This is a genomic window from Parabacteroides vesiculifaciens (assembly GCF_049860805.1).
Lineage (GTDB): Bacteria > Bacteroidota > Bacteroidia > Bacteroidales > Tannerellaceae > Parabacteroides.
This window is the reverse complement of sequence record NZ_CP187555.1, coordinates 1,480,299-1,496,490: the sequence shown is the minus strand read 5'-3', so window position 1 is coordinate 1,496,490 and position 16,192 is coordinate 1,480,299. Positions and strand designations below refer to the sequence as shown.

The 16,192-nt window shown below is 44.8% G+C and carries 13 protein-coding genes; all 13 read left to right on the top strand.

Annotated features, from left to right (window positions below; translation table 11 throughout):
* Window positions 1-138 precede the first annotated feature (138 nt).
* A complete protein-coding gene (gene ppdK, locus ACPYIV_RS06045; RefSeq protein ID WP_293733733.1) occupies window positions 139-2,859 on the top strand; it encodes a pyruvate, phosphate dikinase in 2,721 nt (906 codons plus the stop codon).
* 155 nt (window positions 2,860-3,014) lie between these two features.
* On the top strand, window positions 3,015-3,407 hold the full coding sequence (locus tag ACPYIV_RS06040) for a LytTR family DNA-binding domain-containing protein (protein ID WP_293733734.1): 393 nt from the start codon (window positions 3,015-3,017) through the stop codon (window positions 3,405-3,407).
* Window positions 3,404-4,057 carry an FHA domain-containing protein gene (locus ACPYIV_RS06035; protein WP_293733735.1) on the top strand — a complete coding sequence of 218 codons (654 nt, stop codon included), beginning with the start codon at window positions 3,404-3,406 and terminating at the stop codon, window positions 4,055-4,057. Before ACPYIV_RS06040 ends, ACPYIV_RS06035 begins: the two co-directional genes overlap by 4 nt.
* Before the next feature lie 136 nt (window positions 4,058-4,193).
* Window positions 4,194-4,433, top strand: coding sequence for a hypothetical protein (locus ACPYIV_RS06030; protein WP_293733736.1), 240 nt, complete (start codon window positions 4,194-4,196; stop codon window positions 4,431-4,433).
* Window positions 4,430-4,945, top strand: coding sequence for an FHA domain-containing protein (locus ACPYIV_RS06025; protein WP_293740019.1), 516 nt, complete (start codon window positions 4,430-4,432; stop codon window positions 4,943-4,945). The genes ACPYIV_RS06030 and ACPYIV_RS06025 overlap by 4 nt, the downstream gene beginning before the upstream one ends.
* A gap of 14 nt (window positions 4,946-4,959) precedes the next feature.
* Window positions 4,960-5,763 carry a PP2C family protein-serine/threonine phosphatase gene (locus ACPYIV_RS06020; RefSeq protein WP_293733737.1) on the top strand — a complete coding sequence of 268 codons (804 nt, stop codon included), beginning with the start codon at window positions 4,960-4,962 and terminating at the stop codon, window positions 5,761-5,763.
* Between the two features lie 45 nt (window positions 5,764-5,808).
* Window positions 5,809-7,632: a serine/threonine protein kinase gene (locus tag ACPYIV_RS06015; protein ID WP_425886132.1), complete on the top strand. Its 1,824-nt coding sequence runs from the start codon at window positions 5,809-5,811 to the stop codon at window positions 7,630-7,632.
* Window positions 7,633-7,639: 7 nt separating this feature from the next.
* Window positions 7,640-8,590: a hypothetical protein gene (locus ACPYIV_RS06010; protein WP_425886130.1), complete on the top strand. Its 951-nt coding sequence runs from the start codon at window positions 7,640-7,642 to the stop codon at window positions 8,588-8,590.
* Between the two features lie 12 nt (window positions 8,591-8,602).
* The gene (locus ACPYIV_RS06005; RefSeq protein WP_425886128.1) at window positions 8,603-10,804 is read left to right on the top strand and encodes a Kelch repeat-containing protein; all 2,202 of its coding nucleotides are present in this window, start codon (window positions 8,603-8,605) and stop codon (window positions 10,802-10,804) included.
* Between the two features lie 9 nt (window positions 10,805-10,813).
* Window positions 10,814-11,701, top strand: coding sequence for a serine O-acetyltransferase (locus tag ACPYIV_RS06000; protein WP_299360606.1), 888 nt, complete (start codon window positions 10,814-10,816; stop codon window positions 11,699-11,701).
* 198 nt (window positions 11,702-11,899) lie between these two features.
* A complete protein-coding gene (locus ACPYIV_RS05995; protein WP_425886126.1) occupies window positions 11,900-13,258 on the top strand; it encodes a transposase in 1,359 nt (452 codons plus the stop codon).
* 707 nt (window positions 13,259-13,965) lie between these two features.
* Window positions 13,966-14,364: a (2Fe-2S) ferredoxin domain-containing protein gene (locus ACPYIV_RS05990; RefSeq protein WP_299360605.1), complete on the top strand. Its 399-nt coding sequence runs from the start codon at window positions 13,966-13,968 to the stop codon at window positions 14,362-14,364.
* A gap of 31 nt (window positions 14,365-14,395) precedes the next feature.
* Entirely contained in the window at window positions 14,396-16,189 is a 1,794-nt protein-coding gene (locus tag ACPYIV_RS05985) for an NADH-ubiquinone oxidoreductase-F iron-sulfur binding region domain-containing protein (protein ID WP_293734543.1), read from the top strand.
* Window positions 16,190-16,192 lie beyond the last annotated feature (3 nt).

Here is a 16,192-nt window from a genome sequence, read left to right as displayed (position 1 = left end):
ATAGATGGTGAAAAATAGTTGTAAAACATCTAAAATTATTTAACCATACATGCAAATGCGACCTTTAAATAGCATATATTTGCAGCATTGCAATCTGGAGATAGCAAAACTAAAATCTAAAATTAAATACTGTCGAATATGGAAAGAAAAAGAGTTTACACATTCGGAAATGGAAAAGCCGAAGGTAAAGCGGATATGAGAAATCTGCTGGGTGGTAAAGGTGCTAACCTTGCCGAAATGAATCTGATTGGTGTTCCGGTTCCTCCGGGATTTACAATTACCACAGAAGTATGTTCCGAATATTATGAATTGGGAAAAGACAAAGTGGTTGAACTGTTGAAATCAGACGTCGAAAAAGCAATTGCTAATATTGAGACGTTGATGAATTCAAAGTTTGGAGATGTAGCCAATCCGTTGTTGGTATCCGTTCGTTCCGGTGCCCGTGCGTCCATGCCGGGTATGATGGACACGATCCTGAATCTGGGTTTGAACGATGAAGTAGTGGAAGGCTTGAGCCGTAAGACAAACAATCCTCGCTTTGCATGGGATTCGTATCGCCGTTTCGTACAAATGTACGGGGACGTTGTGTTAGGTATGAAGCCGACCAATAAGGAAGATATCGATCCGTTTGAAGCAATCATCGAAGAAGTAAAGGAAGCCAAAGGCGTTAAGCTGGACAATGAACTGGAGGTGGAAGACCTGAAGACACTGGTCTCTAAATTTAAAGCAGCTGTCAAGGCCCAGACCGGTAAAGACTTCCCGACTTCCGCTTATGAACAGCTTTGGGGGGCTATTTGTGCTGTGTTTGACAGCTGGATGAACGAACGTGCCATCCTCTATCGTAAGATGGAAGGTATTCCTGCCGAATGGGGTACGGCTGTCAGCGTACAGGCTATGGTATTCGGTAATATGGGCGAGACTTCCGCTACCGGTGTATGTTTCTCCCGTGATGCCGGTAATGGGGAAGACCTCTTCAATGGCGAGTACCTGATCAATGCACAAGGGGAAGATGTTGTAGCAGGTATCCGTACACCGCAGCAGATCACGAAGATCGGATCTAAACGTTGGGCGGATCGTGCCGGTATTTCAGAAGAAGACCGCGTAGCTAAATATCCTTCGATGGAAGAAGCCATGCCGGAAATCTATAAACAACTGGACGAACTGCAGACGAAACTGGAAAACCATTATCATGATATGCAGGATATGGAATTCACCGTACAGGAAGGAAAACTGTGGTTCCTGCAAACCCGTAACGGAAAGCGTACCGGTGCTGCAATGGTTAAAATTGCAATCGACTTGTTGCATCAGGGAATGATCGACGAGAAAACGGCTTTGAAACGTATCGAACCGAATAAATTGGATGAACTGCTTCACCCGGTATTCGATAAGTTGGCAGAAAAGCAGGCAAAAGTTTGGGTGAAAGGTTTACCGGCATCTCCGGGAGCTGCAACCGGACAAATCGTATTCTTTGCCGATGATGCTGCAAAATGGCATGCTGACGGTAAGAAAGTCGTAATGGTTCGTATCGAAACATCTCCTGAAGACTTGGCAGGTATGGCTGTTGCCGAAGGTATCCTGACGGCTCGCGGCGGTATGACTTCACACGCTGCCGTTGTTGCCCGCGGTATGGGTAAATGCTGCGTATCCGGTGCCGGAGCTTTGGAGATCGATTATAAGAATAAGACTGTCGAAGTCGATGGCGTTAAGTTGAAAGAAGGCGACTATATCTCTATCAATGGTACGACCGGAACGGTTTATGTCGGAAAGGTTGAAACAAAAGCAGCCGAACTGTCGGGTGATTTCGCCGAATTGATGACTTTGGCTGATAAATATACGAAGTTGCAGGTTCGTACGAATGCCGATACTCCGCACGACGCTACGATCGCACGTAGTTTCGGTGCAGTTGGTATAGGTTTGTGCCGTACGGAACATATGTTCTTCGAAGGTGAAAAGATCAAAGCGATGCGTGAGATGATCCTGGCTGAAGATGCAGAAGGACGTAAGAACGCGTTGGAAAAGATTTTGCCGTACCAGAAAGATGACTTCAAAGGCATATTCAAAGCTATGGCCGGCTGTCCGGTAACGGTACGTTTGCTCGATCCTCCTCTGCATGAGTTTGTTCCTCATGATGTGAAAGGTCAGGCAGAAATGGCAGAAGCAATGGGCGTATCTGTAAAAGAAATTCAGAAACGTGTGGAATCGCTTTGCGAACATAATCCGATGTTGGGACACCGTGGTTGCCGCTTGGGTAACACCTATCCCGAAATTACGGAGATGCAGACACGTGCTATTTTGGGAGCAGCCCTCGAGTTGAAGAAAGAAGGTATCGAAGCAAAACCTGAAATTATGGTTCCGCTGACGGGTATCTTATACGAATTCAAGGAACAGGAAAAAGTGATCCGTAAAGCTGCCGCACAATTGTTCGAGGAAGTGGGAGACAGTATCGACTTTAAGGTCGGTACGATGATCGAAATCCCGCGTGCCGCATTGACAGCAGACCGTATCGCCTCTTCTGCCGAGTTCTTCTCATTCGGAACAAACGACCTGACACAGATGACCTTCGGTTATTCTCGTGACGATATTGCATCCTTCCTTCCGGTTTACCTGGAAAAGAAAATTCTGAAAGTCGATCCGTTCCAGGTTCTCGACCAGAATGGAGTAGGACAGTTGGTCCGTATGGCTACCGAAAAAGGCCGAGCTATTCGTCCGGACTTGAAATGTGGTATTTGTGGCGAACATGGCGGTGAACCATCTTCTGTGAAGTTCTGCCACAAAGTAGGGCTGAACTATGTATCCTGTTCACCGTTCCGCGTGCCAATCGCACGTATCGCAGCGGCGCAGGCAGCTTTAGAAGATTAAGGGATTTGGCATTCATAGCTGCCGGGGTGATTTTCCGGCAGAGAGTTTTAAATATCCGGGCGGAAAATTTATTTTTCTGCCCGGATATTTTTTTAGATCCCGCAAAATAGCGTACATTTGTTTTCTGATGATGAACGAAAAAACAATATCTACGTATGGAGCGGTATTTAATAATTAAGACGAGAGATGAATTGTTGCGTATTAAAATAGGGCAGATCCTCTATTTTGAAGCTGATAGAAATTATACCAAATTACTATTATCCAACGGGATCCAATTCACTTTTGCGATTAATATAGGGAAAATTGAAGAAATATTGGAGAAACAGGTGGCAGGTTGTAACACGATCCTGATGCGCGTAGGCAAAAGCCATATCATTAATAAAAATCACATCCTGCAAATAAACCTGCCTAAGCAAAAATTATTATTATTGACACAGGACGGGAAACCGAGAGAATTGGTGATATCCAAAGATCCTTTGAAAGTATTGAAAGACAATCTTGAAAAGGAGATGGGAAAACCTGAAGAACCAAAAGTTGCTACAGAATGATCATAAAAATTGGAAAAGCGAACGATAACGATTTTGTGGTAAACGATCCTCACGTAAGCCGATACCATGCAAAACTGGTTCGTGAAGAGGGAGGATGTTGGCTGCTTGAAGATTTGGGCTCTACGAACGGAACATTCGTCAATGGTGCCCAGATCATTAAAAAGCATATTACTCCCAGCGACACAATCAAGCTGGGAGATAATTATGTTTTAAATATACCGGAAGCCTTGAAGTTTAATAATGATTATAGCGAGGAGTTTGCGGCGTTGAAACAGGTATACGATAATTATATTCAAGCAAAGGTTAAGATACAATCTTCCAACCAGTTTAAAACCAGGTTGTTTCAATCTCTTCCGTTTGCCCTTCCCGGGGTGGTGGGGGTTGTAATCGGTTTTCTTGGAAAAGGAAGTCCGGAATTGTTTGGGCTTAGCTTGTTTATCACGATCTGTGCCCCGACAGTCGGTATTTATCTGGGTGCGAAACAGTCGGCCAAGATTCCGCAACTGCTGCAAGATTTGACCAATCAATTCAAAATCGACTATGTTTGTCCTAAATGCGGAACCTTTTTAGGTGAAATACCCTGGGAATCATTGCGCAACAGAAAACAATGCCCGATGTCCTCCTGTAAGGCTAAATGGGTAAGTGAATAAGATATTCCATTTCATATACTAAAAGTAATACTTTCGTACAGTAAACCCAATCATTTGATTATAAGGAACTATTTTATAATTGAATGTCAATACGTTTCCTTACTTTTGTTTCCAGAAAATTTAATTATAACATTTTATGCAAGAAGAGGATTACACATTCGTGACTTTAGACAGCGACGAAGCTATGCTGACCGACGCTGTTATCGTGGATGTGGACGGGGGAAACGATTTGTCGGATGTTGTAATGATTGACGAAAGTATTGATGTTTCTGATTTTATTACATTATCTGATGACACGATTATGCTGTCCGATGCAGACATGCTGGATACATATTCGACCGATATTGACGGATCTGACATATCATTTATCTTATGATTTCCGTTAAATGTCCACATTGCCATGTTGGGTTAAAGGTAGACGAGGGGAAAATTCCCCTCGATATCACCTCCTTCAAATGCCCGAAGTGCAAACAACCGATTCCTGTCTCTTTACTGTCTATGGAGAAAGGAAATAGCGCATCTGAATCGGAAACGATTCTGGTACAACCTCTTCGTATGACAACCGGACGTCTCTCTGTAATTGCAAATGCCGATACGCCGGAGCAAACCTTCCCCCTTCAGGAAGGCCTCTATATCATAGGACGAAAATCCAATGCATCCACGGCTACGATCGGCATTGTGACGGCCGATAAGTCAATGAGCCGTGAGCATATCCGGATCGAGGTGAAAAAAGATGCAAAAGGTGGCTATAAACATTATCTTTCTGACAATAATAGTAAAAATCATACGTTATATAATAGCAATTACTTAGAGAATGGAGAGATTGTCGTACTGAATAATAATGATGAGATTATTATCGGTCGTACGGTACTCCGGTTTAATGAATAAAATTTGTCTATGCTATGAATATAACGATCGGCAAACCTTGGGCAGTCAGCGAAAAAGGAGGCAGATTGAATAACGAAGATTCCATCTACCCTCTGCCGGAAACGGCAAACTCCAATCAAAATTTGTTTTTGGTATGTGACGGTGTTGGTGGCGCTGAAAAAGGAGAGATTGCAAGTTCGTTGGCTTGCGAGTCTTTCCAGACTTTTTTCTCAACTTTTCGTGAAGGTGAGCCAACCGCTGCTTTTATTAATAAAGCAATCCGTTATACCGAAGCGCGTTTCGATGACTATGTAGCCGTTCACCCGGAAGCAAAAGGAATGGCCACCACTTTAACCATGGTTTTTGTCGGCACGGGCGGCATAACCCTGGCGCATGTGGGAGATAGCCGGATTTATCATTTCAGGCAGGGAGATATCTTATTTCAGACCGAAGACCATTCACTTGTCAATTCGTTGGTGAAACTGGGAAAGATCACTCGTGAAGAGGCTGTGCACCATCCGCAGCGGAATGTAATCATACGGGCTGTGCAGGGGACGGATCATCCGACAGAGGCCGATGTTATACTGCTAAGCGATATCAAAGCAGGCGATTATCTGCTCATGTGTTCGGATGGCGTGCTTGAACGCCTTAGCAATGAGGAACTTTCTGGAATATTCAAGCATTCAGGCAGTCCGGAAGAAATAAAAAATGCAATCATGTCCGCTTGCAGCGGAAAAACGCGCGATAACTTTTCTTTTTATATCATACCTATACAAAATGTGTTAGATTCTACAGGAATTAAGCAAAATATTCTTTCTTTCCTTTATTCTTTTATATAAATAACGTAATTTTGGCAGATTAATAGAATTGCGCATAGTATAGTTATGAATTTGCCAAACGGACATGTTCTTCAGAATGGAAAATATCGGATCACTCATGTAATTGGTCAGGGCGGCTTTGGTATAACTTACAAAGGCGTCTGGTATACGGAAGTGAAGGGCTCGTTAGGAACTGTGCAAACAGAGGTGCCTATTTGTATAAAAGAATACTTCTTTAAAGACTATTGTTACAGAGAAGCTGAATCTTTTGCTGTCAAGGTTCATTCCGAGACAGGTAGGGTTCTTTTCGATAAATTCAAAGAAAAGCTTATCAAGGAAGCCAAGATACTTTCTGAAGTCCACCACCCTCATATCGTAAATGTGCTGGAAGTTTTCGAAGAAAACGACACAGCCTATATTGCCATGGAATATATTTCCGGCTGTTCCCTCAAGTATATGATGGACAGGGAAGGGGTATTGCCGGAAGCGAAAGTCCTCAGGTATGTCCGCCAGATTGGGAAAGCACTCCAGTTTGTACATGAAAAGAACATCCTCCACCTGGACATCAAACCCAGCAATATCCTGATCGACTCGTCCGGGAAAGCACGCCTGATCGATTTCGGCGTAAGCAAAAGGTACGATATCGAACAGCAGGAAACCAGTACGACCATGCTAACCTTGTCAAAAGGTTTTGCTTCAATCGAACAATATGATAACGAAGGGACACAGAGTTTCTCCCCGTGTCCGGATATCTATTCGTTGGGAGCTACCATGTATAACCTCCTGACAGGAAAGATTCCAACCGAATCTATTTTGCGGGCAACGCGTCCTCTGCAGAATCCGTCGGAACTGAATAAGGATATATCACCCAAAACGGAAGCTGCCATAATCAAGGCGATGCAAATCATTCCGGCCGACCGCTACCAAACAGTAGCCGAAATGATGGCGGCATTAGATCTTCCTCCGGAAGAAGAAACGTTCACGAATGGATTGCAAAACTCAGACGGACAGGAAGAGGAGGACGAAACGACAGTCATACACCAGAACGATCAATTGCCTCAGAATGAGGACGACGAAGATCGTACGATTGTAAACAGCGAAGAAATTATTTCCCAGCCTCGTAAGAAAAAAAGAAAAGGGGTGCTGATATCGGTGGTTATTGCTATATTTGCCTGCATAGGATCAGCTGTCGCTTTTCTGGTGCAAGGGAACAAAGTCTCTACAAAGCCGGATGTGACGGAGTTGATTAATCCGGTTGAAGAAGAGAAAGATTCGGCTCAAACCCTTCAGGAAGCAACAATTCCTGAGGTAAAAGAAGAATCGCCTCTTGCCGGAGATAAGAAAACGGAAACAGTAACGGCCCGACAACCGGAAAAGGTTATGCCTGCAACAGTTGATGAACCGCGGAAACAACCGGAAACTGAGCAGGTTCCGACTGAAGATAAAAAAATAACAATACAACCACCACAGCCTACTGCTGAAGAAATTGATGCGGAATATACCGCTTTAATCGCTTCCGGCAAGGAGAAGATGGGAAAAGCCGATTTTACGAATGCAAAGAAAGATTTCACGAAAGCGAAAGAAACTAAGTTGACGGAAGAGGTCGTACGCCTCCTGATCTCTTGTGACGAGAAGGAAGCAGCCAAACTTTTAGCCGACAGGAAAGCCCAATATGAGATGAAGAAGACTTTCGGGAATTTTACAATTGTACGAAAGAAATCGACCATGTTATACGGAGCGATCGACTCGGAGGCCAACGAGCGTATACCCTGTAAATACCGGAATGTCGGGATTGCAGAAAACGGCCGGGCTTTTGAACGTAAGGATGGTTTGTTCGATATCTATAATGCTGATGGTGTATTGATAAATGAAGGATCAACGTATTATTAACGTGTTTATGAAAAGACTTTGGATTTTGACTCTTTTTGTTGTGTTGCCGATGTGTTTGCTGGCCCAACAAAAAACAGAATATAACAGAAAAGGTGACGAGGCGATGAAACGCCTGGACTATAGCGATGCAAGGATGTGGTATGAAGAAGGTGTCGTGCAATGCGACCCTTACAGCATCGGGCAGCTCACGTCTATCTGGTTAGCCAACCAGCGGATGCGCCCTTCCATGCATAGCCTGATGAACAAATGCCGGGCTTGCCTGGAACTGATGGCCAATAATAAGGACACGACAGCCATTTCGCAGTTGATAGTCTATTATACCGAAGGTATAGGAGCTTCCAAGAATGAAACGTTGGCAAAGTCCTGGCAAGACCGTCTGGAAACACTTCGCAAACCGGTAGAGCCGGTTTTTTATCCCTCTGCCAATCAAATGAAACCAGACAAACCCAAAGAACCGATGAAGTTTTTTGTTGGTTATGCCTATTCTATAGAAGCACCTTATGGCTTGACCGTCGGAGGTGTGAAATCCCGTTTAGGTTGGTTTGCACGTTTTAAAACGAATTTGGGGTTTAAAGACCATGACAGCGAGTGCAGGGGAGACGGACAGATAGTAGGTTCGGTGGCAGGAGGGCCTCTCATTCGTTTTACGAATAACAAGAAAGTGAATTGCTATGCCGGAACCGCAGGTGTCGTTGTTAAATGTACACCGTGGCTTTATACGTCTGTAGGTTTGGGGTATGGTAGCCGTGAGTTGTTATGCGAATATAAAACGATCGATGCCGTAGACCATAGAATTGAAAAGGCATATTGGAGCAAGAATATGGATTATTCTTACAGCGGCCTGGCTGCCGACCTGGACTTTATGGTCAAGTTCGGTCCGGTTTTCGTCAGTGCAGGATGCAATACATTAAACTTTAAATATATAGACCTCAATGCCGGTCTGGGTGTATTTTTCTAATCTTTGTATAGTATGAAACATATATATCTGTTATTATCTTTCTTTGCCTCATTAGGGTTGTTCTCCAACTGTGTTGACGATCCGGAAATGAACACACATCTTCAAAACGGGCTTCCGCCGGAATTGTCAGAGACATCAGGGACAACGAAAGCATCATCCATAATCGTAAGTGCCAATATTATAAAGGAAAATGGTTCACAAATACTCGAATGTGGTTTTTGCTGGAGCGAAAGGGAAGATGAAACTCCCGAAAATAATATGTACAATGGAAGATATAAGAAGGCTTCCGGCATCAAGAATAATAAATTTGAAGTAACGGTTTCCGATCTTCATGATGCTACAAACTATTACATCTATGCTTATGCTATTAATGAAACCGATACGGCCTTTTCAGCCCAAGGCACTTATACGACGATCGAAGGTATCGGCCAGGTTCATACCGTGCCGGTCGACAGTGTGAATGTAAAGGCCACATCCGTCCTGGTCAGTGGTAAGATCAAAAACAGGGGGGAAGGGATCGAGGATATCGGTTTCTATCTGTCGGAGAAAAATAATCCGCCATCGGATCAGGATTCCATTATCCATTATACCGGAGACTATCTGGCAACGGATTCATTCAGTTGCTCCATTACAAACCTGAAACCCAGCACATCGTATTATATACGTGCATTCGCGACCAACGTGTTCGGTGAATTTTCTTTTGATGTGGACTCTTTTAAAACGACGGATGGCAAACCTGAATTAGGTGCCCTGTCTCTCGATAGTACAAGCTTTACAACCGCCGATGTATCTGCGTTGTTGATCAGTGAAGGAGATTCCGCCCTGACTGCCTATGGCTTTTGCTGGGGAGTGATGGAAACTCCTACGGTTGAAGATGCAGATACGATTGTCTGTTCAGGCATTACCGACGGTAAGTTCAGCGGAAGGATACACAGCCTGGAACCGAATAAAAAATATTATGTCCGGGGCTATGCTACAAATACCTTCGGTACTGTATACAGCACCAATACAAAAGACTTTTTCCCGAAAAGCCAATTGCCGACAATTGTCACCAATCCGGTTGCAGTAGAAACGATTGTCAACGGTTCGGCTGTGATAAGCGGGGAATTGCAAAATGAAGGTATGTCTGCCGTTACGACTGTCGGCATTTGCTGGTCGGCAACCAATAAAAACCCGAAGGTTACGGACAAAAATTCCTCTTATAAGGAAATATCATTAGGAGAATTGGACGAAAATAAAGTGTTTACATATACGTTGACTAACCTGACGGGAGCAACGACCTACTATGTGAATGCTTATGCGGCCAATGAAAACGGAATCCAATATGGAACCGAAGTCCAGTCGTTCACCACTCCTGCCATACTTACGGCTAAAAGTATTTACCAGGGAGCCAAACGTTCCTTCTCTGCCGGTTTTGCAATCAACAATCAAGCTTTTATTGTCGGAGGGGACTTGGGCAGTGAACGGACGGACGAATCTTACAGTTATAAACCAGATGTCGATGAATGGACTTCTGAAGCACCATACATCAAGAGCTATTCGCAGATGACGGCTTGTATAAAAGGTGACAACGCCTATATCATCGGAGGTACTGACAATTCCATATTTGCGACGGATGTTCAGATCTATATACCCTCTTCGAATACCTGGGCGACAATGGCTCCACTGCCGGAAGGGGCAGGGCGCTATGATGCGGTTAGTTTCGTCTACCGGGATTCCGTATATGTCCTCGGAGGTGTGAATAATAACGAAAACTCACAAGAACTTTGGAAATATACCGGAGAAACCTGGGAGAAGAAGACGGATAAGTTCCCAGTATCCCAACAAAAAGGAATAGCTCTGGTAGCGAATGATAAGGTGTATGCAGGCTTGGGTAGCAGCACCGGACTGAAAAAAGGTTTTTGGGTTGCCTCCGATAGCCTGACGGCTTGGGAGAGTGCTCCCGGCTCTTTACCCGGCAACATCGGGGTTGTCTCGTCTGCCGTTTATTATAAGAACGAGCAGTGGGACAGTTTCTTTATGGTAGACAATAATGGCAAGATCTGGGAATATAATTTATCGAACAGCCAATGGATAGAGCATGCAACGACTCTCCAGCGTATGAATAATTACCATATGTTCATACTGAAGGATAAGATTTATATCTTAGGCCAAGATCGATTTGAGAATAATTTCTTCATGATGTATGATCCTGTCTGGGATCCAGGAAAATGACAGTAAAAGATGAATAGGACAAAGGTATTAGAAGAGATTCAAAAAAACGTAGAGTTCTTATCGACAGCAGGTTTGGCGGAGTATAAATACATACCGTTGCACCAGAAACCGTCGCCCTCGGTGACAGCGTTACGTGAGATCATGAGCCTGCTACGCAAGGTCATTTTCCCCGGTTTTTTCGGGACGGAGCAGGAGGCGCAGACAGATTCCATACAATATTATATAGGCGTATATCTGGAGCAGGTCTATGATCTGCTCCAAGAACAAATCTATAACGGCCTGTGCTTTGAGGTCGAACGTTGTTGCGACTCCAAGGACCGTGCCTCTGAAATAGCCGTCGCTTTTATTAACCGGATTCCGCATATCAAATATCTGTTATCTACGGATGTGAAAGCGATCCTGGATGGCGACCCGGCAGCCAAAAGCCCCAGCGAGATCATTTTCTGTTATCCGGCGATCCATGCCATTCTCTATCAGCGGGTGGCTCATGAACTGCTGAAACTCGGTGTGCCTGTGCTTCCGCGCATTATAACGGAAATGGCTCATTCAGACACGGGTATAGACATTCATCCGGGAGCACGGATCGGGGAATATTTCAGTATCGATCATGGAACCGGCGTCGTGATCGGGCAGACAGCCGTAATCGGGAATCATGTCCGCCTCTATCAGGGTGTGACGTTGGGAGCAAAAAGTTTTACCCTGGATGAAGAAGGGTTGCCCCTGGACGTACCGCGCCATCCGATTATCGAAGATTACGTTACGATCTATTCCAATGCCTCTATTTTGGGAAGGATCACGATAGGGCATGGCTCTGTGATCGGTGGTAACATCTGGCTTACCCATAGTGTTCCGCCTAACTCCAAAGTATTGCAGACGCGTGCTGTCGAAGATAAATAACCTTTCCTAAACGGTTTTTTTTGTTTTAGGGTTCACCTTCACAGCGTTCTAAATAGGGATATTCAGTAAATCCTATAAAATTAGCCAACTAATTCATACTAAAAGTATTGCGAATTAGTTGGCTTTTTTGTATCTTTAGGTATTCCCCCGTAAAATACGGTTTGACGGCCAAAACGGGGGAAATATCCACACTAAGATATGGCGAAGATACAAAATATTTCAGAAATTCACCCTACTTTAGGGTTTACAGAATTCGATATTCTGGAAAAATATCGTAAGAGTTTTCATGCGAGTGAACTTGGCAGTCTTCATTCCGTGTTTCCGTTCGAGAGCATAGCCAAAGAGATAGGCCTTTCACAATCCCGCTTGGGTCGCAGGAACAGTTTCAGTCCTTCCGCGAAGATAGCCCTTATGGTACTGAAGGCTTACACCGGATTCTCTGACAGGTTATTGGTAGAACATCTTAACGGAAACATACACTATCAGTTGTTCTGTGGTATCATGATAGACCCGTCCTGCCCTATAACGAACTACAAGATAATCAGTGCTGTCCGTAATGAGATAGCATCCCGTCTTGACATCGACTCCCTTCAGAAAATCCTTGCCTCACACTGGAAGCCTTATCTTGAGAACCTTCACGTATGCATGTCCGATGCCACATGCTATGAAAGTCATATGCGTTTCCCTACGGACATGAAGCTCCTTTGGGAAAGCATCGAATGGCTCTACCGGCATATCCGCATACATTGTGGGCAACTCGGCATAAGGCGTCCCCGTAACAAATATGCGGATGTTGCGGTATCCTATCTATCCTATTGCAAGAAAAGAAAGAGGAAGGCTTCAAGGACAAGGATGCTGAGGCGTCGCATGATCAGACTCCTGGAAAAACTCATCATACAACGGGATGACATTCACAGAGAATACGGCTCTTCACTCACATATACACAGGATTATCAGAAGCGGCTTTCCATCATCAGAAAGGTCCTTGTACAGGAAAAGGAACTCTTTGAAGGCAGGAAGGTCAGTGACCGTATTGTCAGTATTGACCGTCATTACGTACGCCCTATCGTAAGGGGCAAGGAGGTAAAATCTGTAGAGTTCGGCGCAAAGGTTAATAACATACAGATAGACGGGATCTCGTTCATCGAGCACGTCTCTTTCAAGGCATTCAATGAGGGCATACGCTTGAAGGATTGTATCCGTATGCATCAGAAGTTGATGAATGTAAGGGTCAGGTGTGTGGCCGCCGATTCCATATACGCCAATAATGCCAACAGGAAGTTCTGTACAAAATATGGGATATCAACCTCCTTTGTACGCAAGGGAAGGGACGCGAAGGATGAGCGGGTGAGGAAGGTTCTCAGGAGTGAACTCTCAAGGGAAAGAGCCACCAGGCTTGAAGGCAGTTTCGGTACGCAAAAACAGCATTACTCGCTATCGAAAGTCAAAGCACGGAACAGGAAAACAGAAATCCTGTGGATTTTCTTTGGAATACATACGGCAAACGCCATATTGATGATTGATAAAATCAAAAACAGACAGAAGAGAGCTGCATAGCATAAGTATAAAGAATCTATTAGAAGAAGTCCCAGGCTTCTTCCGGAACATCGTGCCCGAAAGGAGAAGATTTTAGGTCAGAGAGAAAGAATAGATAATAAAAATGGCATATGAGATGATATGAACAAAGCATCTTCATATGCCATTTTATGTTTTTAAAGACATTTACTGAATGTCCCTAAATAACTAATGTATAGCTGTTTACAGTGAACCCTACGGATGCTTAAACTGGCATTTAAAATAGGAGGGAAAACAAAAATTCATCACAGACTTCACAGGGTTCACAACAACCGGCAGTCATTTAATAAGTTACAAGCGTGTGAAAGTGAATGTAATTTATGTAAAACGGCTTATAGGTATGTTTTTGCAGGACGGGAGTTGTAAAATATACCCTTAAGGCTATATTTTACAGCCTATAGGCTATTCAGGAAAAGGTACCGGCCTGTCAGGCAAAAGGTGCATACTTTTTTCGGAAAGAGTTACTATCTTTTTCCAAACGGATAACGACTCGTTTCCCTATCGGAAAGCATCCTTTTTTCAAACATATATCTTCCGGATTCAAAACTCCTATGCTTTGCAATAAAACACCTATGTTTTGGAACAAGGATAAATGAGAAAATAAGAAAAGACGTGTTTTATTCCGGAAAAATACGTATGTTTGCGATATGCCTTTTAGAAGCGTATTATACCTTAAAATAGTGTAGACCATGAATAAAGTGAAAACATTGGATGATCTCCGGAAGATGCGTGAAACCTTGCGCTCGACCTTGGATATTAGAGAGAAAAGTAATCATCCTGAACAAATGGTGCAGATTCGGGTGTCTATGGCTACCTGTGGGATTGCCGCCGGAGCCAAAGAGATCATGAATTATTTCGTTGAAGCACTGGATCGTGAAAAAGTAGATGCGTTGGTGACACAAACCGGGTGCATGGGGTATTGCTATGCCGAACCGACTGTCGAAGTTACCCTGCCGGGTAAAGAACCCCTTGTTTTCGGACATGTGAAGAAAGCGAAAGTGGATGAAATCATCGACCGCTACATCCGGAACGGGGAACTGCTGGACGATATCATCCCGGTTACTTACACGACTGTCAAACCGGAATAACGAACTTCCTTAAACATTTAATACTTACATAATGGCACAGTACAGTAGTTATATACTGGTGTGTGGTGGTACCGGCTGCCGTGCATCACAGAGTGAACTTATACTTCAAAATCTGAAAGAGGCCGTCGAACAACACGGGTTGCAGGAAACCGTCCAGGTGATCCGTACCGGTTGTTTCGGCTTTTGTGAAAAAGGACCGGTGGTAAAAATGATTCCGGACAATACGTTCTATGTCCAGGTAAAACCGACGGATGCCGAGGATATCGTCCGGGAACACCTGGTGAAAGGACGAAAGGTGGAACGGCTGCTCTACGTCAATCCCGAGACGAACAAGCAGGTGCCCGATTCCAAGCATATCGATTTCTACAAAAAACAACTCCGCATCGCCCTCAGAAACTGTGGTTTTATCAATCCTGAAAACATTGACGAATATATCGCCCGCGACGGTTATGTGGCTTTAGGAAAAGCGCTGACCGAGATGACGCCCGAATCTGTGATCAAAGAGATCATGGACAGCGGCTTGCGCGGCAGAGGAGGAGGCGGTTTCCCGACCGGCCTGAAATGGCAGATAACCCGCAAAGTGAAAGCTCCCCAGAAATATGTCGTCTGTAATGCGGACGAAGGTGATCCGGGGGCGTTTATGGACCGTTCCATCCTGGAAGGTGACCCGCATTCCATCGTAGAAGCGATGGCGATCAACGGATATTGCACAGGAGCCACGAAAGGGCTGGTATATATCCGGGCCGAATATCCGTTGGCCGTAGAGCGGTTGAAGATTGCGATCCGGCAAGCGAAAGAATATGGTCTGCTGGGTGAGAACATCTTCGGGACGGATTTCTCTTTCGATATCGAGATACGCTATGGTGCGGGGGCTTTCGTCTGCGGTGAAGAAACGGCTTTGATCCATAGTATGGAGGGGCTTCGAGGGGAAGCGACCGTCAAGCCTCCATTCCCGAGCGAACAAGGTTACAAGGGTTGCCCGACCAATGTGAACAATGTGGAAACGTATGCCAATGTGCCGGTTATCCTGTTAAAAGGAGCCGGATGGTTCAGTAGCATAGGCACGGAGAAAAGCAAGGGTACGAAAGTATTCGCCCTGGCGGGGAAAGTAAACAACGTCGGGCTGATAGAGGTTCCGATGGGGACGACGTTGCGTGAAGTGATCTTCGGTATCGGTGGTGGCATTAAGGACGGAAAGAAGTTCAAGGCTGTACAGACGGGAGGGCCTTCGGGCGGATGCCTGACCGAGAAACATCTGGATTTGCCGATCGATTATGACAATCTGCTGGCGGCCGGTTCGATGATGGGATCGGGCGGTATGATTGTGATGGATGAAGACGATTGCATGGTGGCTATGGCCAAGTTCTATCTGGATTTCACGGTCGAGGAGTCGTGCGGCAAATGTGCTCCTTGCCGGATCGGGAACAAGCGGTTGCACGAGATGTTGCAAAAGATTACGTCCGGCAACGGGACAATCGAAGACTTGGACCGGCTTCGCAATTTAGCCGGCGTGATAAAAGACACGGCTCTGTGCGGATTGGGTCAGACTTCACCCAACCCGGTTTTGTCAACGATGGATAACTTCTATGACGAATATCTGGCCCATGTAAAGGAAAAACGTTGTCCGTCTCATCAATGCCGTGAACTGACGCAATACTTTATCAATCCGGAGAAATGCAAGGGATGCACGCTTTGTGCCCGGATGTGTCCGGTGAATGCGATCACGGGAGACAAGAAGGTCCCGCATGTGATTGACCCGCAGACTTGTATCCGGTGCGGTTCGTGTATAGAGAGATGTAAGTTTGGTGCCATTTATGTGCACTAAGAA